The organism is Actinoallomurus rhizosphaericola, assembly GCF_024055675.1.
GTDB lineage: Bacteria > Actinomycetota > Actinomycetes > Streptosporangiales > Streptosporangiaceae > Actinoallomurus > Actinoallomurus soli.
This window is the reverse complement of the sequence record NZ_JAMXMW010000020.1, coordinates 172463-193214: the sequence shown is the minus strand read 5'-3', so window position 1 is coordinate 193214 and position 20752 is coordinate 172463. Positions and strand designations below refer to the sequence as shown.

Annotated in this window: 27 protein-coding genes and 1 tRNA gene; 15 read left to right on the top strand and 13 right to left on the bottom strand. The window is 69.2% G+C overall.

Going from position 1 to position 20752, the window contains the following annotated elements; translation table 11 throughout:
- The first annotated feature begins 319 nt into the window (after positions 1-319).
- Positions 320-598, top strand: coding sequence for a hypothetical protein (locus NE234_RS35275; RefSeq protein WP_252785276.1), 279 nt, complete (start codon positions 320-322; stop codon positions 596-598).
- Positions 599-658: 60 nt separating this feature from the next.
- Here NE234_RS35275 and NE234_RS35270 read toward each other — a convergent pair whose 3' ends face one another.
- The gene (locus NE234_RS35270; RefSeq protein WP_252785275.1) at positions 659-934 is read right to left on the bottom strand and encodes a hypothetical protein; all 276 of its coding nucleotides are present in this window, start codon (positions 932-934) and stop codon (positions 659-661) included.
- A gap of 519 nt (positions 935-1453) precedes the next feature.
- Positions 1454-2344 carry a LysR family transcriptional regulator gene (locus NE234_RS35265; RefSeq protein WP_252785274.1) on the bottom strand — a complete coding sequence of 297 codons (891 nt, stop codon included), beginning with the start codon at positions 2342-2344 and terminating at the stop codon, positions 1454-1456.
- Positions 2345-2415: 71 nt separating this feature from the next.
- On the opposite strand from NE234_RS35265, the gene NE234_RS35260 reads away from it, so the two are divergent.
- A complete protein-coding gene (locus NE234_RS35260) occupies positions 2416-3159 on the top strand; it encodes an SDR family oxidoreductase (protein WP_252785273.1) in 744 nt (247 codons plus the stop codon).
- Between the two features lie 343 nt (positions 3160-3502).
- On the opposite strand, the gene NE234_RS35255 is transcribed toward NE234_RS35260, so the two are convergent.
- The gene (locus tag NE234_RS35255; RefSeq protein ID WP_252785272.1) at positions 3503-3775 is read right to left on the bottom strand and encodes a hypothetical protein; all 273 of its coding nucleotides are present in this window, start codon (positions 3773-3775) and stop codon (positions 3503-3505) included.
- Between the two features lie 199 nt (positions 3776-3974).
- Positions 3975-4175: a helix-hairpin-helix domain-containing protein gene (locus NE234_RS35250; RefSeq protein ID WP_252785271.1), complete on the bottom strand. Its 201-nt coding sequence runs from the start codon at positions 4173-4175 to the stop codon at positions 3975-3977.
- A gap of 192 nt (positions 4176-4367) precedes the next feature.
- Between NE234_RS35250 and NE234_RS35245 the strand changes: the two genes are divergently transcribed.
- The 3 genes from NE234_RS35245 to NE234_RS35235 all read left to right on the top strand — a co-directional run bounded on the left by NE234_RS35245 (position 4368) and on the right by NE234_RS35235 (position 6296).
- A complete protein-coding gene (locus NE234_RS35245; RefSeq protein ID WP_252785270.1) occupies positions 4368-4775 on the top strand; it encodes a pyridoxamine 5'-phosphate oxidase family protein in 408 nt (135 codons plus the stop codon).
- Between the two features lie 51 nt (positions 4776-4826).
- Positions 4827-5165, top strand: coding sequence for a cyclic-phosphate processing receiver domain-containing protein (locus NE234_RS35240; protein ID WP_252785269.1), 339 nt, complete (start codon positions 4827-4829; stop codon positions 5163-5165).
- Between the two features lie 180 nt (positions 5166-5345).
- Positions 5346-6296 carry an aldo/keto reductase gene (locus NE234_RS35235; RefSeq protein ID WP_252785268.1) on the top strand — a complete coding sequence of 317 codons (951 nt, stop codon included), beginning with the start codon at positions 5346-5348 and terminating at the stop codon, positions 6294-6296.
- 254 nt (positions 6297-6550) lie between these two features.
- Here NE234_RS35235 and NE234_RS35230 read toward each other — a convergent pair whose 3' ends face one another.
- Complete coding sequence (locus tag NE234_RS35230) at positions 6551-6724, bottom strand: hydrophobic protein (RefSeq protein WP_252785267.1); 174 nt, start codon at positions 6722-6724, stop codon at positions 6551-6553.
- Between the two features lie 151 nt (positions 6725-6875).
- On the bottom strand, positions 6876-7403 hold the full coding sequence (locus tag NE234_RS35225) for an XdhC family protein (protein WP_252785266.1): 528 nt from the start codon (positions 7401-7403) through the stop codon (positions 6876-6878).
- Positions 7404-7496: 93 nt separating this feature from the next.
- Between NE234_RS35225 and NE234_RS35220 the strand changes: the two genes are divergently transcribed.
- Positions 7497-8477: a zinc-binding dehydrogenase gene (locus NE234_RS35220; RefSeq protein ID WP_252785265.1), complete on the top strand. Its 981-nt coding sequence runs from the start codon at positions 7497-7499 to the stop codon at positions 8475-8477.
- Positions 8478-8496: 19 nt separating this feature from the next.
- Here NE234_RS35220 and NE234_RS35215 read toward each other — a convergent pair whose 3' ends face one another.
- Positions 8497-9126, bottom strand: coding sequence for an HNH endonuclease family protein (locus tag NE234_RS35215; RefSeq protein WP_252785264.1), 630 nt, complete (start codon positions 9124-9126; stop codon positions 8497-8499).
- A gap of 390 nt (positions 9127-9516) precedes the next feature.
- Positions 9517-10428: a hypothetical protein gene (locus tag NE234_RS35210; protein ID WP_252785263.1), complete on the bottom strand. Its 912-nt coding sequence runs from the start codon at positions 10426-10428 to the stop codon at positions 9517-9519.
- Between the two features lie 443 nt (positions 10429-10871).
- On the opposite strand from NE234_RS35210, the gene NE234_RS35205 reads away from it, so the two are divergent.
- The 3 genes from NE234_RS35205 (at position 10872) to NE234_RS35195 (ending at position 11887) form a co-directional block, all read left to right on the top strand.
- Positions 10872-10991 (top strand): DLW-39 family protein, encoded by a 120-nt coding sequence (locus tag NE234_RS35205; protein ID WP_252785262.1) that lies wholly within the window; start codon positions 10872-10874, stop codon positions 10989-10991.
- A gap of 42 nt (positions 10992-11033) precedes the next feature.
- Positions 11034-11765 carry an HAD family hydrolase gene (locus NE234_RS35200; RefSeq protein ID WP_252785261.1) on the top strand — a complete coding sequence of 244 codons (732 nt, stop codon included), beginning with the start codon at positions 11034-11036 and terminating at the stop codon, positions 11763-11765.
- Positions 11766-11811: 46 nt separating this feature from the next.
- Positions 11812-11887: transfer RNA gene (locus NE234_RS35195), tRNA-Ala, on the top strand.
- 56 nt (positions 11888-11943) lie between these two features.
- Here the strand turns inward: NE234_RS35195 and NE234_RS35190 are convergent.
- Positions 11944-12345 carry a hypothetical protein gene (locus NE234_RS35190; protein WP_252785260.1) on the bottom strand — a complete coding sequence of 134 codons (402 nt, stop codon included), beginning with the start codon at positions 12343-12345 and terminating at the stop codon, positions 11944-11946.
- A 628-nt stretch (positions 12346-12973) separates the two neighbouring features.
- A complete protein-coding gene (locus tag NE234_RS35185; RefSeq protein ID WP_252785259.1) occupies positions 12974-13189 on the bottom strand; it encodes a hypothetical protein in 216 nt (71 codons plus the stop codon).
- Between the two features lie 356 nt (positions 13190-13545).
- Between NE234_RS35185 and NE234_RS35180 the strand changes: the two genes are divergently transcribed.
- The 3 genes from NE234_RS35180 to NE234_RS35170 all read left to right on the top strand — a co-directional run bounded on the left by NE234_RS35180 (position 13546) and on the right by NE234_RS35170 (position 15438).
- Positions 13546-14013 (top strand): hypothetical protein, encoded by a 468-nt coding sequence (locus NE234_RS35180; protein ID WP_252785258.1) that lies wholly within the window; start codon positions 13546-13548, stop codon positions 14011-14013.
- 216 nt (positions 14014-14229) lie between these two features.
- On the top strand, positions 14230-14373 hold the full coding sequence (locus tag NE234_RS35175; RefSeq protein ID WP_252785257.1) for a hypothetical protein: 144 nt from the start codon (positions 14230-14232) through the stop codon (positions 14371-14373).
- Positions 14374-14796: 423 nt separating this feature from the next.
- On the top strand, positions 14797-15438 hold the full coding sequence (locus NE234_RS35170) for a hypothetical protein (protein ID WP_252785256.1): 642 nt from the start codon (positions 14797-14799) through the stop codon (positions 15436-15438).
- Positions 15439-15505: 67 nt separating this feature from the next.
- Here the strand turns inward: NE234_RS35170 and NE234_RS35165 are convergent, their stop codons facing one another.
- From NE234_RS35165 to NE234_RS45605, 3 genes are all read right to left on the bottom strand, one after another.
- Positions 15506-15820, bottom strand: coding sequence for a hypothetical protein (locus NE234_RS35165; protein WP_252785255.1), 315 nt, complete (start codon positions 15818-15820; stop codon positions 15506-15508).
- A 62-nt stretch (positions 15821-15882) separates the two neighbouring features.
- Entirely contained in the window at positions 15883-16677 is a 795-nt protein-coding gene (locus NE234_RS35160; protein WP_252785254.1) for an alpha/beta fold hydrolase, read from the bottom strand.
- Between the two features lie 35 nt (positions 16678-16712).
- A complete protein-coding gene (locus NE234_RS45605; protein WP_252785253.1) occupies positions 16713-17222 on the bottom strand; it encodes a cell division protein SepF in 510 nt (169 codons plus the stop codon).
- Between the two features lie 334 nt (positions 17223-17556).
- Here NE234_RS45605 and NE234_RS35150 point away from each other — a divergent pair, with 334 nt between their 5' ends.
- From NE234_RS35150 to NE234_RS35140, 3 genes are read left to right on the top strand one after another with little or no spacing between them, the layout of a single operon-like run.
- A complete protein-coding gene (locus tag NE234_RS35150) occupies positions 17557-18036 on the top strand; it encodes a hypothetical protein (RefSeq protein ID WP_252785252.1) in 480 nt (159 codons plus the stop codon).
- Positions 18036-19421 carry a hypothetical protein gene (locus tag NE234_RS35145; RefSeq protein WP_252785251.1) on the top strand — a complete coding sequence of 462 codons (1386 nt, stop codon included), beginning with the start codon at positions 18036-18038 and terminating at the stop codon, positions 19419-19421. Before NE234_RS35150 ends, NE234_RS35145 begins: the two co-directional genes overlap by 1 nt.
- Positions 19418-20746 carry a VWA domain-containing protein gene (locus NE234_RS35140; RefSeq protein WP_252785250.1) on the top strand — a complete coding sequence of 443 codons (1329 nt, stop codon included), beginning with the start codon at positions 19418-19420 and terminating at the stop codon, positions 20744-20746. Before NE234_RS35145 ends, NE234_RS35140 begins: the two co-directional genes overlap by 4 nt.
- Positions 20747-20752: the final 6 nt, after the last annotated feature.

Genomic DNA, 20752 nt, shown 5'->3' with positions numbered 1-20752 from the left:
GACAGCTACCGCCTCAAAGACCGCGACCTCGGCCGCGTCCCCGCGGCCAAGACCAACGACTGAAGATCAACAAACGGGTCCATTTTCGCCCGCCGCAGACGGGTCCGTTTTCAGCCGTCGTTGACAGCAGGCCCGCCTGACCTCTGCCGATCTTCGCTGTATCAGATCAAGGTGGCGGCGTAAGTGCCGCCGCAGACCGCCCGCTCCGGCACGCCATACGGGCGTGCGGCGTGGGCGCCGATCCCTCCGCCGTGCCGATCAGGCGGCACGTAGGCTCAGCAGGGCCGCACTGGAACTACTGCGACGGACGGTTGAGCTGATGACCGATCGCGCAACATGGCTGAGAACGCTGGCCAAGGTCCGGGCCGGGCCTGGTGACGCGGTGACGGGCTCATGTCCCAACTGCGCCTGTGACCGCCTTCATGCGCGCTACATCGCCGATAGGGAAAGCCGCCTCGGCTACACCCTCCTGTGGTGCGACGCCTGCCTCCAGGGGATTTCGGTCTCCCGCGCAAAGGCCCCCGAAGACATGCCGATCTGGCCCCTTGAGGACCCGGCATCGACAGTCGGCGTCCCGGACTTCCAGCGCAAGGAGTGAGCCCGGCCCGGGCCAGGCCCCAGGGGCGGAGGTCGTTCGTCCGGTGGGGGCGCTCCACCTTCACCCCTGGGGCTTGGCCCGCTTCCCTGACGGGTGGGATGACGGCAGAGCGGATGACCCTGCGGGTGTATCGGAAGCAGGGAGCTCGATGTAGGTCTGAGGCGCGACCCCTGGAGCCGGTTCGCGGGTGATCGTGACGTACACCGGCCCGTAAGCGGTGCGCAGCTTCCAGAGTTCGAACTGATCCAAGTTGTACTCGCAGTAGCGATGGAGCAACGCGGCGAGGGTGTCAGCCTCTTTCTCGGACAGGCGACCAGTGACCCGCTCTTCGTTCATGCCGTCACCGTAGGCAGCAAAGGGCCGCACGCTCCGGAACGCCCTGCGGGCGTGCGGCGTGGGCGCCGGTCCCTCCGGCCGTGCCGATCGGGCGGCCGAGCGAGCGATTCCCTACCGTCGATGCTCCGCACGGCAACGAGACGCGCACCGTCGTCACCCGCCTCCCGAATCGGCTAGACCTATGGCTGCCGGCATGCCCGCCATGAATGCCCGGCACTGGCCAGTCCTCGTTGCCGCGATCTCCTCAAAGACCACACGGCCTTGTCGGCGCTCCTCCTCGGGAAGTCCTCGCAGTGCACCGGCGAGAACTGTGCTGACGGCCATTCAGAAGTGGTGGTGGGTGGTCGTGTCTTGTGAAGGTGGGCGGTCACGGAAGTGGCGGTGGGCGGACAGCGAAAGTGCAGTCCAGGTTCGGTCAGGACGACGGTTCCGTGCCGCGGGGGCGGGTGATGGGATGGGCGGCCAGTTCGGTGGCCGTGGTGTCCAGGGCGGCATGGCTGCGCTGGTTCAGGTCGATGGCTAGGTTGCGTGAATTCTCCTCCGCTTGATCCGGCTGGGAGTCTGCTGCCGGTGGGCCGCGACGGTGGTCGCGGTGCGGACGAATGCCGCGAGTGCGGATGCTCGGTGTCCTTGTGGCCAGGCGAGGATGAGGGTGGTGGGCTGGGCGTCGGTGACGGGTACGCAGGCCAGGTCGTCGCGGAGTTGGCCGCGTACGGATGCGGGCACCACGGCGACCGCGCGGCCGAGCGCGATGAGCTGCATTAGTTGGCCGACGTCTCGTACGGACAGCCTGTTCGGGGTGTTGGGGGGATCGGCCGACCAGTGGGGCATTGTCTCGCCGGCCAGGTCGGCGAGACGTACGCTTGCCCGGTCGGCCAGGTGGTGTTGGTGGGGGAGGACGACGACCTGGTCTTCGGTCAGGAGTTCCTCGGTGTCGAGACCGGTCAGGTCGGTGTTCGAGCGGTGCAGCAGGCCGACGTCGGCGCGGCCGTCGCGGATCATCTGGGCGCGTTCGTGGGCCGAGCACAGGACGATGTCGACCGGGACCGCGTCCGGGTCGGTCTCGTAGGCGGCCAGGATGTCGGGCAGCAGGCCGCAGTCACCGCCGGGTTTCATCACCAGGACCAGCCGTGAGGCGGGCCGGCCCGCGCGCTGGGCGCGTCGCACGGCTGCGTCGACCGCATCCAGGGCCCGGCGGCTCTCGGCGAGGAACACCTCGCCGGCCGGGGTGAGCGCGACCTTTCGGCTGTTGCGTTCCAGCAGGGGCACGCCCATCCGGCGTTCGAGCCGGCTGATGGCCCTGGACAGCGGCGGCTGCGCGATGCCGAGACGCTCGGCCGCCCGGCCGAAGTGCAGTTCTTCGGCGACCGCCACGAAGTACGCGAGTTCGCGGGTCTGTAGTCGATCCATACCGTGAGGGTATCGGCCGAGACTCGGCCAGGCATTGTCCTGCTGCGGCCCCCGGTGGTGAAGTCATCCTCATGACTGACGAGAAGATCGCCCTGATCACAGGAGCGAACAGAGGAGTGGGGCGTGCCGTCGCCCGCCAGCTCGCGGATCGCGGCGCGACGGTCCTTCTCGGCTCCAGGGACCTTGGACGCGGTGAGGAGGCTGCCGAGGCGCTCAGGTCCGGCGGCGGTGATGTACGCGCCCTCATGCTCGACGTCACCGACGCGGCGACGATCGAGTCGGCCGCCAGACAGATCGACGAACGCTTCGGCCGGCTCGACGTGCTGGTCAACAACGCCGGAATCTCCGGCAGCCCCGGACCGACGGAGCCGGCGACCGCCGACCTTAACCTGGTCAGGCGGGTGTTCGAGACCAACGTCTTCGGTGTGATCGCGGTGACCAACGCCATGCTGCCGCTGCTGTCGCGCTCGGCGGCGGCCCGCATCGTCAACGTGTCCAGCGGTATCGGGTCGCTCGCCTACATGACCGATCCGGATCACTACATGTCCCGGTTGGCGGGGCACGCGGCGTACCCGCCCTCGAAGACGGCGCTCAACTCCTTGACCGTTCAGTACGCCAAGGACCTTCGGGAGCAGGGCATCCTGATCAACGCCTGTACCCCTGGTCCCTGCGCGACGGACTTCACCCGCCACCTCGGTCTCCCCGTCACCCGCACGGCCGACGACGGCGCCGCGATCGTGGTGCGACTGGCCACCCTGGGCGCGGACGGCCCGACCGGAGGGTTCTTCGACGACGACGGCGTGGTGCCGTGGTGATCGCTCGTGTGCTGGCCCGCGTATTCGGCTGACCGATCCAATGCTTGCCAGTGCTCCGGACGGCCGGCTTCCTCCGCCAGCTCCCAGGGATCAGCAGCCTCGATGCTCCACAGCATCTAGGCGATCACTTCGACAAGCCTGCCTGCGAGCTCCGCGGATTGCCACATCGAATCCGTCCTTTCTCGCCTCCGGCGGGGTGCTTCCGGCTCGGCCCAGGCACATTTCAGAGACCGCGGCGGCGTGAAGTGTGCTCACTTGACGAGGTGAAAGTCAGGATGGGTGATCACGCTGCCATCGACGCCGTATCCAGATAGACGGTGACGCGTTCGAAGGTGCTTATGGGTCAGCGTTCGGGGCCGCGGATGCCTTCGAGCAGGAGCGTGACGTGCCTACGCCAGCCACCGCCGGCGGTCATGTTCGCCATGGCGCCGCGGGTGACGATGACGAAGTCATCGGCGCAGAAGTCGTCACGGAGCCGGCCGGCGTCGACGGCGCGCCGCACGATGCGTTCGGTGATCGCCGCGAGATCCGTCTTCTCGGCGGCGATGTCGTTCCATCTCGGCTCTTCCGGGCCCCGCTGTCGACGCTGGGGCGGTCTGACACGAGTGAGGCCCATGGCTCGGTGGTCACACTCTCTGCGGTCAATCGCTGCCGAGACTTTCCGTCGTCCGGACGACGGAAAGTCTCGGCGCTCACTGCGTTGATCGCTGTGGGAACCGCTGATCAGCCGCGCCGGGTACCGCCTCCTCCGAGTGGAGCCCTCCACCTCCGCCCGCGCCGTCGTGCATGTACGAGTCGGCAACGGTGCCGGTGGCTCAGCCGAGGGACATGCCTTCCCGCTGGAGGGCCTCCTGTAGTAGGCGCAGCGCCTTAGGGCCCATGCCGTGGAGCTTCTTCAACTCCGCGGCGGGTACATCCGCGAGCTGCCTGAGTTCGCTGTAACCAGCGGCCTGGAGTGCCCGGGTCGCGGGCGCACTGATGCCCTTGGGAAATCCTGCGTCCGGCTCTGTCACCATGTTCCGCCTCCTTCAGATCGCTTCCCGGACACAGACCTGGTGCGCGCCGTGAACTCATCGGCGGATCCAGCGCGCCCCAGGGGAAGACCCGAGAGCCGGGGCGCTCGGCCGGTCCCACCTGATGAAGAACTCATCGCTGCGGCTCGGGTCGGCGTCCGTCCTTCTGTCTGAGCCTTCGTTTATCTTCCGCTCATGGCGCTTTCGATGAGTGATCGACAGGCTTTCCTGGCCGAGCCGCACGTCGCGTCACTGTCAGTGGTCGCGGGCCCGGACCGAGGGCCGCTGACAGTTCCGATCTGGTACTACTTCGTGCCTGGTGACGTGCCTTGGGTGCTGACGCCACCGGACTCGCGCAAGGCCCGATTGATCGCCGCTGCCGGGCGGTTCACGTTGCTGGTGCACCGCACCTCGCCGACCGTTCGCTACGTCAGCGTCGAGGGCAGAGTGATCGACACCGGGCCCGCGACGGAGGATCAGATCCGGTTGCTGGCCGGCCGCTACCTGCCGGCGGATCGGGTGGACGCGTATGTCGAGTTCGCGCGCCACGAGCACATCATCCGGATGCAGCCCGAACACTGGCTCTCGTCCGACCTCGGCTGAGTCGCGTAGGCGTGCTGCTCAGGCCGAGCGCCAGGCTGCGACGATGGCCGGATGAACGAGAGCCCGGAGGCACGATCGCCGATCATCCTCGGCGTTGACGACCTGCGCGCTCTGCCAGGGACCACGCAGATCGCCCGCACCAGCCGTGAGGGCATCCGGCTTCTCGAGGAGCATCGAGACCATCGGATCGACGAACTCTGGCTCGATCACGACCTGGGCGGCGACGACAGCATCATGCCGATCGTGGCGGTGCTGGAGGAGGCGGCTTTCGACGGGCGGCCCTTCGACATCGGCATGGTCTTCGTTCACAGCGCCAATCCCAGCGGCGCGGAGACGATGGTCCGAGTTCTGAGGCGTTGGGGTTACCGGGTCCGGCGGGCGTCGGCCTGAAGTCGTGGTGATCGGTACTGATAGGTTCTCAGTGAGCACTTGGCCTTCCTGGGCCCGGATTCGTCCGCCAGGGAGGCTTTTTTCGTGTCTGAGGCCGTCGTCCTCGGGCGCAGGTTGATTCCCCGGCCGAGTCCGAGCACTGCTCCGTGACCGGCCTCACCATCGTCTTCAGGAGGTTCCGTGGATGTCGTGCGCCCTGCCGGAGAGGAAGCGTCGCGGACCGGGACTTCACGCGCCGGTGACGCGGCGGCCGCGGGCACGTGGATGCTCGGTGATCTGGAGGTCAATCGTGTCGGGCTCGGCGCGATGCGGCTCACGGGTGATGCGGCCTTCGACCTGGGCAGGCCGAGCGACCGTGAGCGTTCGATCCGCGTGCTCCGGCGCGCCGTCGACCTGGGCGTCGATCACGTCGACACGGCCGCGTTCTACTTCTCGTCGCTGCGGTCGGCGAACGAGCTGATCAACACGGCGCTGAGCCCGTACCCGGATGATCTGGTCATCGCCACCAAGGTCTGGCCGGGCCGGGACTCCTCCGGTGAGTGGTGGTGGGCCACGCCCGCCCAGTTGCGCGGCCAGGTCGAGGAGAACCTGCGGCAGCTCGGCCGCGACCATCTCGACCTGGTCAACCTGCGCATCCCGCGGCGGCGGGTCGACTCGATCGGCGAGCACTTCGCGGTGCTGGCCGGCCTCCGCGACGCCGGTCTCATCCGGCACCTCGGCATTTCGAACGCCACCTCCGAACACCTCGCCGAAGCTCGGTCCATCGCCCCTGTGGTGTGCATCCAGAACGAGTACGGGATCGGCGCACCGTCCGAGGCGCAGGCCCTCCTGCGGGCCTGTGGAGAGCAGGGCGTGGCGTTCGTGCCGTTCTTCACCATCGCCGGCCGGGGGCGTGAGGCCGGTGCGGCCGTGACCGACGACGACGTACGGGTCCGTGCCGTCGCCCGTGCGCACGGCGCGACGACCGCCCAGGTCCGGCTGGCCTGGGCGCTGCATCAGGGGCCGCACGTACTGGTCATTCCGGGAACCGGCGACCCGGACCATCTGGTCGAGAACATCGCTGCGGGCTCTCTCCGGCTCTCCGATGAGGAGGTGGCACACCTCTCGTCCCCCACGCCAGGAGAGCGCTAGGGAGTCTCCGTAGGAAAGGCCGCCTCGAGAAGAGCTTCGCATGACCGAAGGGCCGCGTGCGAGTGACGGCATTTACCCGCCCGCTCCCCGGTAAAGCCGCCTGTTCACCTTTCTTTCATGTTTCACCGCGATGCCAAGAACTCATGCGCCGATTCGGGTTTATCGGCGAGGCGAGCCCCTGGGTGCACCGCGTCCTGGCGGCCGCCCCTCGTACGGAGGGACGGCCGCCAGGTTCCACAGGTGTGATGGCACGGTCACCATCGGTACCAGCGGCGACGCGGGCCGCCGGCGGTCGCCGAGCCGCGGAACACGAAGCCCAGCAGCCACAGGACGAGAACGGCGAGCGCGATCCACCAGAGAACGTGAACGGCGAAGCCGGCACCGCCGAGGATAAGCGCAAGGATGAGAACCGCGATCAAGATACCCATTTTCTTCTCCTTCCGGGGATGGCGCCTTCTTCATCACCGACAGGAAAGCGGTTAAACATCCACGATGACGGCTCGCATGGCAAGCCGTTGAAATTCACGAATTGTGGATACGCGAACTCGGCGCGTGAACACCGCCCGTACGGGCCCGCCGTCAGAAGGCGAAGCCGCCCGGTCGCCCGTTGCGGTCGGCGATGAGCCCCGCCAGTGTCGCGATGGCGATCTCCGGCGGCGTACGTGAGCCGATGTTCAGGCCGACCGGACGATGCACCCGGGCGATCTCCTCGGCCGGTACGCCCAGCTCCGTCAGGAGCCGTACGTGCGGGCCGGGATGGCGTGGGTTGCCCAGGACGCCGATCCACCGGACCGGCCGGGTGAGCAGGTCGCGCAGGACGAGGCCGAGGTCGGGGCGGTGGTGGTCGGTGACGACGACGTCCGCCGTACCGTCCAGGTCGGCCGGCGGAGCGGTCACCACCGGGGCGGAGTCGTGGGACACGGTGGCCGCCCGCTCAGGGTCCGGCTCCAGCAGGACACAGCGGTATCCGACCTCTCTGGCGAACCGCAGGAGCGAGTCGGCCACCGGCGAGGCGAACACGGCGATGAGCGTACGGTCACCCGTGTCGCCGGGCGCCGTGCCGTGCGCGGCGTCGCACGCCGGGTCGTGGTCGTGTCCGTCGGCCATGCCGCCAGTCTCCCACGGAGCCGGCGAGATTGACCTGAACCGGACTTGAGGTTGCAGAGTCGACCCTCGTACGCCATCGAGCGAGGAGGGACCATGCACGCGATCCGACAGTACGAGTTCGGCCCACCGGACACTCTCCGGTACGAGGAGGCGCCGGACCCGCGGCCCGGCGAGGGACAGGTGGGCATCGCCGTACGGGCGTGCGGGGTCCACCTGGTCGACACGATGCTCCGCAGGGGATCGTACGAGGGGCCGTTCGCCCTTCCGGAGCTGCCGATGACGCCGGGGCGCGAGGTGGCCGGCGTGGTCGACGAACTCGGGGCCGGTGTGGAGGAGTCCTGGCTCGGCAGGCGCGTGGTGGTCCATCTCGGCATGGCCAGTGGCGGCTACGCCGAACGCGCAGTCGCGGCCGTGGCGGACCTGCACGCGCTCCCCGACGAGCTGGACTACGACGCCGCCGTGGCGATGGTGGGAACCGGGCGCATGACCGTCGGCATCCTCGACATCGCGCGACCGACGCCCGAGGACGTGGTGCTCGTGACCGCGGCCGCGGGCGGGATCGGCACGATGCTCGTCCAGGCGGCCCGCGGCCTCGGCGCGACGGTCGTCGGGCTCGCCGGCGGAGCCGCCAAGGTCGCGCGGGTACGAGGGTCGGGAGCCGAGGTCGCGGCCGACTACACCGCGCCGGACTGGGCCGACCGGGTACGGGACGCACTGGACGGCCGGGGGGTCACCCTCGTGCTGGACGGCGTCGGCGGACCGGCGGGACAGGCCGCCTTCGACCTGCTGGCCCCCGGCGGCCGGCTGGTCGTCTTCGGCTGGTCCGGTGGTGAACCGATCCGGTTCACCTCGGCGGATCTCCTGGGGCGCGGCCTGTCGGCCTCCGTCGCACTCGGCCCGGGGCTCCTCCGCCGCCCGGGTGGCCTGCGCGCCCTCCAGGAGAGGGCGCTGGCCGAGGCGGCGGCGGGCCGCCTGACGCCGGCCGTGCAGACCTTCGCGCTGAAGGACGCGGCGGCGGCGCATGCCGCGCTGGAGACACGCGCCACCGTCGGGAAGGTCGTCCTGGTGCCGTGACGTCCTCAGGCGGGAGCGGTCAGCACTTCTTGAGCACCGCGGCGATCGCCTTCTTCTCGGCGGAGTCCACGGACAGTCCCCAGACGTACTTCACCCTGACGTAGGCGCGGATGTAGGTGCAGCGGAACGCGTGACGGGGCGGCAGCCAACGCGCCGGGTCCTTGCCGCCCTTCTGCCGGTTGACGGGATCGTCGGCGGTCCACAGTTCCGGATGCTTCAGGTCGTTCGCGAACGCGCGGCGCTTGGCGGTGCTCCAGGACTTGGCGCCGGAACGCCAGGCCTCCGCCAGCGCCACGAGGTGCTCGATGTCGACCTTGTGCGGGTTCGTGAGGTACTTCCCGTCGTACGGGCTGTACCAGCGTCCCGTGACCGGGTAGCAATCGGATCCGACGCGGACGTGCGCGCCGTCGCGCTTCAGGACGACCTCACGGGTGTTGCAGCCGTGGCCCTGGTCGATCCACTGGGGGAACTTCGCGCGGCTGTACCCGGAGAGGGTGCCTTCCCGGCGCACTTTCAGCCGGGCCAGTTCCTTCTTCGCGGTCGCCGTGCTCGGCGGCGACGGCGGCGCGGCGGAGGCGGGGGTGGCGAGTACGACGGTCAGCAGGGGGAGGGCGGGCAGGAGGGCGGTGACGGCGATCGCGCGTCTCACGGGCAATCTCCTCTCAGGGGGCTTCCCACGCGCGAGAGTCGCTCGCCCGGGCCACGCCGGAGCGATCACTGAGTGAACCGAGTATGGCGTTATGCCGGGGATGCGGTAACTAAGGGCGCTTACGGGATTTTGCGCGTCCTGTCACCGTTCTGAGTCCTCCGGGCTCTGGGCTGTCCACGACTTGTCCACAGGGGTTGTGGAAAAGTCCGCGTCATCCTGAGGATGGAACCGCCCCGAAAGGGCGTCGAGCCGACGCGGTTTTCCACAGGCCGTGAACAACCTCGGTCGCGGGAAGAGCCCAGGGACACCGGGTCGGCCGGTGCCCCTGGGCCGGGTCCTCGCTGCGGCTCCTCCGAGCCGGAGATCATCGACGGGATACGGGCGTCGGCCTCACTGCGAGGTGGAGGTGGAGTTCGGCGGACGGTACGAGTTGTCGGAGCTCACGCCGTTGCGGGCCGCGTCGGCGACGATGCCGGCGATCTGACCGAGTAGCTTTTCAAGGAAACCCTTGTCGGTCTTTTCGGCGAGGCGCTTGAACGTGTCGTCCTTCAACCTCAGGGCGACGTCGTCCTGCGAACGGTTGGAGCAGTCCACCGCAGGGACGCGCACACCCTCCTCGGCCAGTTTCTTGAAGGCCTCGACCGTGGCGTTGACGATGTCGTAACTGGACGCGGCGACCTTGTTGATGGCATCGGAGACCAGTGCCGAGTCGGCCGGTGCCGGCGCCTTGTCATCACCCGCCGCGACCAACGCGGCCGCCCAACGCTGGGCGTTGTTCTCGATGTAGTTGGTGATGAACTGCGAGAACAGGACCTGATCGGTCTCCGCCTCGATGATCTGCCTGGCGTTTGCGAGGAGCGCGGCGCACTGCTGCGTGTCCTTCTGCTCGTTCGCCCCGGTGCCCTGGCCGAGGTCGCCACCGCAGGGACCGACCCGTACCCCACCCGGGGTCGTCACCCAGGGGGCGGGCACGTACCCGATGCCCGTCGAGGGGCCACCGGATGGGGTGATCAGGTCCCAGGGATCGCCGTTGTCGGCCGTACGGCTGCAGAGGACGGAGTATCCCCGTGCCGCATCGATCTTTCCGACGGTCGCGGAGCCGGAATCGGGTGAGGTCTTCACCTCGGGCGGGTTGCCGGCCGGCGCATTGATCGTTGCGGGGATCGGCTCGGTCGCGGCGCGGGCGGGAGTCGTCCAGGCCGCGGCGACGGACGTCGCCAGGGTGCTCGTCACCGCGACGGCGATCGCGAGAACGACGCGGCGCAGCGTCGCGGAGGGCTGGGTGCTCGGGGAACGTTTCACGTGAATCCTCCTCGTGAGGGAGCGGTCACCTCAGAAGTAGGACCCGGATTGTTGATTGTCACCGCAGCGGTCGAACGGACAAACAATGGCGAACAAAACGCTGGTCCCGCCGTACCTCCCTCCTGCCGTGACCAGCACGAAGGAACCCGCGAGATCGTCTCTCGCCGGCAGGCCGCCCCGGGAGAGCGAGGGGCCTCCACGGTGCCGGGAGCCGGGGTTCGCCGACGGTACGGAGCGGGACGGCGGCCCGGAACGCCGATGTCCTGCAGCTTTCGCACCTCAACCGGGTATGCAGGGATTGGAGGCGAATGACCGCCTCGACGTTGAAGAACCATGGAATCCAGATGTTCCGCGACCCACAGGGGGAAGCGGCACGGACGTACCTGGGTGGTTGCTAGGCTGCGGTAACGCAGTGCTAGTCGAGGTTTGAAGGGGTTCCCATCGTGAAGAAGCTCATCGTTCTCGCGCTGGTCGCCCTCGGTGGTTTCGCGGTTTGGCGCCGGCTTCAGCAGGACCGGGCCGAGCTGGACCTGTGGACCGAGGCGACGTCGTCCGACAGCTGAGAGATGTCTTGACCGTGCCGGCGAGGGCAGACGGGGGTGGGCGTGGGCGACGAGTCTCGGATCACGCTCGCCTGTCTCGACCTCGCCGGTACGACCGTCGCCGATGACGGAATAGGCGAGCGCGCCTTCACCGAGGCTCTGGTCACCCAGGGCATCGTCTCCGGCACCGACACCTACACCCGGGCCATGGGCCGGGTCCACGCCGCCCGAGGCAGGTCCAAACTCGACGTCTTCCGCGACGTCTTCGCCGACGAGGACCGCGCCCAGGCCGCCAATCACGCCTTCGAGCAGGCGTACGACTCCATCATCGATCGTGTCGGCCTCTCCCCGATCCCCGGAGCCGAGGCCGCCATCGACGCACTCGCCGCCTCCGGCGTGCGCATCTGCCTGATGACCGGCTTCGGCAGCCGGACGCTCGGCCACATCATCGACACCCTCGGCTGGTGGAAGCGCGCCGACCTGCTCCTCTGCCCCGCCGACGCGGGCGGTCGCGGCCGCCCGTACCCCGACATGATCCTCACCGCGGCGCTCCACGTGCAGGTCGACGACGTCCGCCACATCGCCGTGTGCGGCGACACCGAGAGCGACATGCACAGCGGCCGCCGCTCGGGCGCCTCCATCGTCGCGGGCACCCTCACCGGCGCCCACGACCGCACCCGCCTCGAAGCCGCCGGCGCGACCCATATCCTCAGCAGCGTCACCGAACTCCCCACGCTCATCCAGCGCCCCCACCGACCGTCCACCACGCCGTACGACGATCAACCGGCCCCGTGACGAGCGGACAGCCCCCATCCCCCGGTAGGCTGTAGGGCGATCTCCAGGGGCCATAGCTCAGTTGGCAGAGCGCCTGCTTTGCAAGCAGGAAGTCCGGGGTTCGAATCCCCGTGGCTCCACCAGCCAAAACGCCCCCGCCCTGATCATGGGCGGGGGCGTTCGTGCCATTAGCGTGCCATTAGGCCACCGGGACGAGCAGGCCACCGGCCGGGCCATCGTCGTCATCCTCCGGTAGCTCCGCCTTGATCCGTGCGTCGAGCGCTTCGGCGATCCGATGGTCAGCGTGCCGAGTCGCGTGCTGGTAGATCAGCGCAGCGCGGTCACTGTCCTGCCCCATCCGTGCCTTGAGGTCCGCCAGGCTCGCTCCACTCTGCGCGGCAAGGGTGTTACCCGTATGGCGCAGGTCATGGAAATGGACACCGGACAGGCCCATTTCGTCAAGGCGGCGGCGCAAGCGCCGCCGCAGGCCGCCCGCTCCGGCACGCCCTACGGGCGTGCGGCGTGGGCGCCGGTCCCTCCGGTCGTGCCGATCGGGCGGCCACCGGACGAAGAATCCACCGCGGATTGTCTCCAGCGTCATCCGGCCGGATCGTTTTCGCGGGACGGGCGCAGGGCCGCCGGCAGACTCGCATTCGCTCGCCCTACGGGTGCCTTCGGCATCAGACGGCAACCCCGCTCACCAGATCACGGGGGACTGTAGAAGACGCCTCCGGCGGGGGCGCTCAGGCTCGGGGATGGAGTCGGGTCGCACGCGGCGCACGGTAGTCAGTGGCTGGGGTGGAAGCCGGGTCATCCCCTCTACCTCCGTCCCAGGACAAGCCAAGCAGACCAGGCCCTACGGGTCGAGGTCGTTCGTCCATGGGCGCTCCACCTCGACCCGTAGGGCCTGGCCCGCTTCCCCTCCGGGGTGGGACGAAGGCAGAGGTGATGACCCGGCGGGTGGTGCTATGGCGTGGGCACGCATCTGTGGAGGGTGGCCGGTTACTGGTCGATGTAGGTGCATATCCGATCTCGACCGCTGAAACCTACGGATAGTAGTGGTCCGCCCCGGATTATCAGGCCCTCCTGGCCCATCGAGTACGTGGGGTAGCGGGACTGCAAGCTAGCGCGCTGGGCGTCGATCGATCGCCGTACGGAGAAGAGCAGCTTGTTGCACCGGGTGGCAGGAGACGCATCCGGGATCGCCGCCAGCGGGGTGATCACCAGCGTTAGAACAGCGACAGCGCGAGCCGTCCGGGAAGGAGGCATGCCGGGAGCTTAATGATCATCTGTCTCATGGGCGAGCCGACGGCAGTGACGGCAACGGTGACGGCAACACCGGCAGACGACGCCGGATGAGCAAGACCAGCAGACGGGTCGACGTATGCCGCAGCTTGATCACCTTGACCAAGATCGAACTGATAAAGATGCGGCTGCTCGGCCAAGAGGCGCAGGTGGACTCACCGCCTCCAGCCGAGCGACACGCCGGGCCATTAGCGGGCCATTAGCGGGCCATTAGCCACGGTGATCAAGGGTTAACAGCGGTCACTCGCGGACACATGTTCACGCAGGTCAGCGGCCATACGGGCCAAGATCGGCATGATTCGCAAGCAGGCAGTCCGGGGTTCGGATCCCCGTGGCTCCACCAGCAGCAACGCCCCCGCGACAGGCGGGGGCGTTCGCGTGGCAGACGAGGTCGCATCCGGCCGTGGCGTCGTCGCTCGTCTTGCCCTGCGGCCACCGCTCACCGTTCGGATCGCTGTCTTCAGCGGTCCGGTGATCGATGTGTTCCACTGTCGGCATGGGTGGTGCGCTCACGAGCCTGGTCGCGGTGGCAGGCACGCTGCTCGGCTCGGCTCTGACTTATGTCTTCCAGCGACGAACCGCGGGACGTGCCGAGCAGTTCGCGCGCGATGAGCGCTTGCGACGGGATCGTGTGTCGGCGTACAGCGCGTTCGCCGAGGCGGTCATGGAGTACCGGCACCAAGAGTTGCAGGTCTGGCTGCACCGTCACGGAGAACTCACCCATCCTCTTCCCGAGCGTTTCGAGGTGGAGCAGGGACGCCTGCGCTCGTTGGCGCTGCGGGCGAGATACCGCGTCCAGCTCCTGGCCGAAGACCCTCAGCTGGTCGAGCTCGCCGATCAGTCCCTCGACGCGGTGGCCGAGATTCACCATGCTAAGGACGCCACCGAGCTGATGGAGCACGGTGAGCGCACAGAGCAACGCGTCGAACGCTTCATACGAGAGGCGGCCGCTGAGGTCCGTTGAGCCTGGCGTCCTCGACGCGGAGAACTCAGCCGCGGGCGGCGGGGCGGTTTCGAACCCTTGGCGAGCGCGTTCCCGCGGTTATCGTTGATCGAGCGGATTCGGGAGGGTGGAGACGTGCGGCGAGTGGGCAATCCTGTTCGGGCGCTGATCCGGCTCGATGATCGAGTTCTGGGACGTTGGATCGACCGCCCGCGCCGGCCGCTGAGCCTTCGGACCATGATCGTCCTCACCTGCGTCATCATGGCCGTGGCGGCACTCGGTGCCGTGGTCACCCGGAACGTCGTCGGCCCGATCGGCTCGTTGTTCGCCCTCGCCACAGTTTGGTACCAGCGGGCCCGTGACGTTCGCCGATCCCGGTGAGCTCAAGCGCCCGATGCCGCGCGTCAACTCCATCGTCGCGCCCGCCGACCTCGATGCCGCCTAGGGGCGCGGAAGCCGGACAGTTCGCCATTCCGTCGGGCTGAAGGGGAAGTCCTGCGGTGGGGCCTGGGGTTCGGCGATGATCCGGCCGCTGTCAATTGAGCTCTGCAATGGCGCGAGCGACCAGGGATAACTTCGGCATAACGGGTCTTGTGCCAGGTATCCGGTCAGCTTACGCTCTGGCCTGCAGAGGCCGTTGTCCGCCTAAGGGGAGGGGGCGGCCCGCGGATTCGCGGTGGCCTTGTTCGGTTATTGGGCGGAAGAACGGCGGGGGCCCCTTCCGCCTTCGTAATGACGCGCCGGAGGCGTCGGCGGACGACGCCCTGGTATGGCATCACCACGGGGAAAAGGACACCACAGTAGATGAACGTCATCCCAGCGCGCCGTGCCGCGGGTATCGCGGTCGCCATGAGTGCCGGTCTGGCCCTAGCGGCCTGCGGGTCGAACAACGACAAGGGCCACGACAAGGACTCGACGACCGCACCGCAGACCTCCAAGGCCGCAGCGCCCGCTCCGGCCTCGAGCGACAAGCTGGACCTCACACTCGCCGGAACGGTGAACGACCACGTCACCCGCTACAACAACGCTCCCAAGTGCACGTGGGACTGGAACGACCTGTTCAACAAATGGGTCTACAACGTGTCCTTCCCCATCACCATCAAGGGGCAGGAGGGGACGTTCGGCGTGCTCGTCAACGACGCCGACCTCCAGGGCGGCAATTACGAAATCGCCAAGGAGAACGTCTCCGTCGACGGCCCCGACTCCAGCAAGCTGCACTGGGGCGGAGCCTTCGGCAGCAGCGGGTCGAGCGGCACCGTCACGATCAACCCTGATCACTCCGGCACCATCGACGGGGCCATCAAGGCCCGGACCGGGCCCAACCTCAAGGGCGACGGCACGCTCCTGCAGGTCAAAGGCTCGTGGAGTTGCGCGCAGTTCCACGACACGTACGGCCACCCGCCCCTCACCGCTCCGCCGAGCCCGACCGCCACGCCCTCGTCCTGAGCGCCGCCGTCACGCTTCCCGTCGTGCGCCGCAGGACGGCGGGAGGCTCTCGACGGCCGGCCCTCCCCTATGACACGCGCCGAGCCGTCGGCGGGCCGGCGCCGTTCTTCGGCGGACGCGCATCGTCGCGTGTCCTCCGGCGGGAACGCGGTCGCCACCGTTCGGCCACCAGCACCGCCGCTTCGGCTACTTCACTCCGCCCCCACCGGCGCGGCCTGCCGGAACGGGCACGGATCCAGTAGCTCACCGTCCAGGCGAGGACGAACACGCCGTAATAAACGGTGAACGAGTAATCCGGCGGCGCCTGGGCACTGCCCTCCGCAGCGATCAGTACCCCGACGGCGAGCCAGACCGTTAACGCCATCACGAAACGGACGATCACCGTCCAAGCCTTTCACAGGCGATGCGTTCAGGTGATCATTTTCGACATCGGCCGGCGGCCGATCAGGTTCCGAGCGATCGCAGGAATTCGGTGATGGCGGCTCGCACCGGCTCCGGCTTCTCCAGATGGACGTCGTGACCGGTTCCCGGCACCGTGACCACGGTCGTACTCGGCCTGTCGCGTGTGATCTCCCGCGCCGCGCCGCCGGGGAACACGCCGGACTCGGCGAGTACGACGAGGGCCGGACACCTCACCGTCCTCCATTCCGGCCAGAACGAGCGCCGGGACAGTTCCACCACGGACCGGACCATGAGTTCGGGCTCGAAGCGCGGCCACCAGCCGTCCCGCCGCTCCGCGAGGCCGGCCGCCCAGGTCGTACCCACCGGGCCGCCGCCGAAGAACTCGACCGCCGCCTCTCGCGATCGGAACGGCACAGGCCAGGACGCGAGCCAGTTCTCGATGTCCTCCGGAAGGCCGGGTGCCGCGTCGCCGGGAGCGGCCTCGATCATCACCAGCGCACGGACGAGGTCGGGTCGGGCGGCGGCCGCGAGCATGGCGGTGTGTCCGCCCAGCGACTGGCCCACCAGAAGGGCACGGCCCAGCCGCAGGGCATTGATGACGGCGACGACGTCGGAGACGTACGCAGCGCGGGACACGTCAGCGGGACACCGCTCGCTCGCGCCGTGCGCGCGCTGGTCGAAGACCACCACGCGGTGGTCCTTCCGAAGCCACGCCGCGGTCTCGTCCCACTCACCGGAGTGGCCGGCCAGTCCGTGCAGCAGTACGACGGGTGGCCCCGAACCGCCGTGATCGTGTACCAGGAGACGGACTCCGTCATTGACGACCGTGCGTTCCACCGGATCCAGCGGAGTTCTCGCTGACGGCACGGCGGTCAGGCGGGTTCCGGGGCCGTCTTCTCCGGCTGGAGCGCGGCCGCGCTCGGCCTGGCCAGTCCGGCCGGGACCAGCAGGAAGACCTTTGGACTGAGGCGTTCCATGTCGCCGCCCCGTGCGCAGATGAGACCGGCCGAGAAGTCCACGAGCTGCCTCGCCTCCTCGTCCGTCATCGCCGTGAGGTCCATGACGACCGGAACCCCCTCACGGAAGTAGTGCCCCACATGGAGCACCTCGTTGTAGTCCCGGGGCCGCAGCCTCTTCACGACGCCGGTCGTGGTGCCCGGTCCGGCGGGCGCGGAGGGGATCAGGAGGAAGACCTTCGGGCCGAGGCGCTCCATGTCGCCGCCCCGCCCGCAGATGAGGCCGGCGGCGAAGTCGACGAGCTGTCTTCCCTCGTCGTCCGTCATCTCCGTGAGGTCCATCACCACCAGAACGCCCTGGCGGAAGTAGTGCCCCACATACCGGACGTCGTTGTAGTCGCGAGGGCGCACAGTCTCGACTATCACGCCCCCAGTCTTCCGTAGCCGCCACGAACTTCAAGGCTCCCGGGCGTATGCGCGGTCGTGGCGGAACATGCGGATCGAGGGGCGCCGCCGGGCATTCTGGCATCGGCCGCCGACACTTCCGCGGCCGCCATCGAGGGTGCCGAGAAATGTCGGCGCGGTCGGCCATGCTCTCTCGCGGGTTCCCCGAGAAGAGAGGCTTCCCCATGTCGAACCCTGTCGCCGATGGGCGCGAAGGCGCACGTACGGGACGGTCCGCGGACTCATTCAGCCGGTTCTGGGACGGGTCACCGGTCGCCGATCGGCCGTGCCGGGCGCGGGGTGAAGGGCGCCGGTGATGACGGACTGGGAACGCCGGAGCGTGGTGCGGGTGGTCCCGCCCGTGCGGCCGCGGAAACTGGCGAAGGTCCCCTTCGTGGAGCTCGCGGAGGGGCGGCTGCAGGGCGTGGTGTCCAGCGGGTCGGACATCGCCCGGGTCTACGTCTCCTCCATCGCCGCGGGCACCCACGCGTACAGCTGCGGTACGAACAACAACCGGCCCTGCGGCGGGCTGACCGGATCTCCGTGCAAGCATCTGCAGGCCCTCGTCAGCGAGGCGGCGCTGCAGTACGGCCTCGACCGCGTCGCTCGCTACCTGCGGGTGGACGTCGGTGAGGGCGAGGATCTGATCAGCCGGCTGGACGGGGCGCCGGAGCGCGCGCCGGCGGCCGGGGTGTTCAGCCGGTTCCTCCGTCACCTGGCCTATCTGGAGCTTCCGGACACGACGGAGCCGATCGCCGAGCTGCAGTGGTTCCCGGCCACGAGGGCGGTGCGCTGATGCTGGGAGTTCAGCTCGCGGCGCTGCTCGACGGCGCGGCCCCGGGCGTGGCGGAGACCCTCGACCTGGTGGACGGGTTCGACGACGTTCTGGCGCACGGCCTGGCCAGGGTGGACGAAGAGCAGGCGGGACGGCTCGCCGCCATGGCGGGGGCACTGCGCGACACACCGCTCGGCCCGGCCGTGGCCGAGGCGGTGGAGAAGATCACGGCGGGCTCGATCGGGGATGCGGAGCTGGCGGTGCTCGCGGGCGCCCGTACGACGCTGCTCGGCGCGGTGCACGATGCCGAGCTCGGCCGGTTCGACGCCGCGCTCGGCCGGACCAGGGCTCCGTGGGAGCCGCCATCGGCCGCTTCGCCGGTCGACGGCCCGCTCGGCGCCGGGCGGTCATGGTTGCAGGAGCTGGCCATCACCGGGTGGCGGGGTGTCGACCACGACCTCGTCTCCTCCGCCGACCAGGCCGTCTCGGCGCTGCTGGGCGAGCCGCGCCTGCGCGGGCCCGCGGTGCTGCTCGACGGGCTGGCCGCGGAGCTGCGGGCCTCCTGCCCGGTGGCGACGATGGACCGGGTGCCCGCCCGGCGCTGGGCCGATCTGTGGGCGCGGGCGCTGCTGCTCCTCCAGCCGGGTACGAGCGGGGCGCGGGCCGCCGGGGCCGTGTCCGGGCGGCTGCTTCCGCTCGGGGTGGACGTCCACGAGCACGGTACGGCGCTGCAGATTCAGGTGCACGGAGTGCTCGAACCCACCGACGGTTCGTCCGCCCGTCTCGTACGGGCGAGCGTGGCGGCGGCGAAGGTCGACACGATCGTCGGGCCGGCGCTGTGGCGGTTGCTGGACGCGCATCTGGTCCTGCTCAAGGCGCTGGCCGAGCACCGGAGCGTCGACCTGGCGGAGCTGCCCGTCACGGCGGGCGGCGACCTGATCTGGCGGGACGCCCAGGCGACCCTGGGGGAGCCGGCGGACCCGTTCGCGACGGCGCGGCTCCGGCTCACCGACGCGCTCGCTCCGGCGGCCCCTCCCCTGGAGCGTCATCCGGTGCGCATCGCCGAACCCGTTCTGGTGGAGGGGTACACGATCGACGGCGACGCCCTGACCCTGGACGGGCATGCTCTCGCGCTCGACCTGGAGCGGCTGCCCGACTGCGGGCCGCTGACGCCGGAGCTGGTGGCGGCCTCGTCGGCCTGCATCGGGCTGGTCCGGTGGGAGGCCGGCCGGTGGACGCTGCAGCCGCTCGCCGTGCAGGCGACGGTCAAGCGCAAGCCCGTGGAGGCGCACGGCGGCGACTGGGCGCTCGGCCCGACCGACCCGAAGGTCGTCAAGGCCGAGGCACGGGCCGGTGACGCCGTGGCCGTGCTGCGCGAGCGCGCGGGAAGGCTGCTGCGGCGATGAGCGACCCCACGGCGGACACGAGTCACCCCACGGCGGGCACCGCTGACGTCGCCTCCTCCGCGGCGGCGGAGGAGAACCGGCGGCAGGTGCTCTACTGGCGGCTGCTGGCGCGGATGTTCGACCGCGACGAGCAGCCGGCCCTCGAGACGGCGAGCGTGGCGATCGTCGAGGACATCGGGCTGCCGCCCGCGCTGCTCGACCCGTCCGTGTCGTTGGACAACCTCGTCCAGCGTTTCCCGGATCTGCGGGCGGAGCTGGACGGCCTGCTGACCCCCGGCGACGACGACCAGCGGGTACGCCGCGCCGCGCTGGTCTCCAAGCTGCTGCTCAACGTGCTGTCGACCGGGTCCGGCAGTGTCACCGCGACCCGGCTCGCCGACTGGCAGCGGGACGCCGGATGGCTGAAGCGGGCGCTCGGCGCGGAGGGCGCGTGCGAGCTGGCCGGAGTGCTGTCGACGCTCGAGGGCGACCTCGTGAGCCGGATGCGGCTGCGTGAGGTGCTGGCCGACCCGGCGCTGGCGAGGCAGCTCACGCCGAGCATGTCACTGATCGAGCAGCTCCTGCGCGACAAGGCGAACCTGTCGGGCGTCGCGCTGGCGAACGCCAAGGCGCTGATCCGCCGCTACGTCGACGAGGTCGCGGAGGTCCTGCGCACCCAGGTCCAGCAGACCAGCGCCGGGACGATCGACCGGTCGGTGCCGCCGAAGCGCGTGTTCCGCAACCTCGACCTCGACCGGACGATCTGGAAGAACCTCACCAACTGGGACCCGGAGGAAGAACGGCTGTACGTCGACCGGCTCTTCTACCGGCAGACCGCCAAACGCACGACGCCCGCCCGCCTGATCGTGGTGGTCGACCAGTCCGGGTCGATGGTCGACTCGATGGTGAACTGCACGATCCTGGCGTCCATCTTCGCGGGCCTGCCCAAGGTCGACGTCCACCTGATCGCGTACGACACGCGGGCGCTCGACCTGACGCCCTGGGTGCACGACCCGTTCGAAGTGCTGCTGCGGACCCAGCTCGGCGGCGGCAACGACGGGCCGGTCGCGATGGCGATGGCCCGCCCGAAGATCACCGATCCGGCCAACACGGTGATGGTGTGGATCTCCGACTTCTACGAGTTCGACCGGTCCCAGCCGCTGTTCGACGGCATTCAGGCGGTGCACCGGTCCGGGGTGAAGTTCATCCCGGTCGGCTCGGTGAACAGCTCCGGCCACCAGAGCGTGAACCCCTGGTTCCGGCAGCGCTTCAAGGATCTCGGCACGCCCGTGATCTCAGGCCACATCCGCAAGCTCGTCTTCGAGCTGAAGAACTTCCTGGACTAAGAGGAG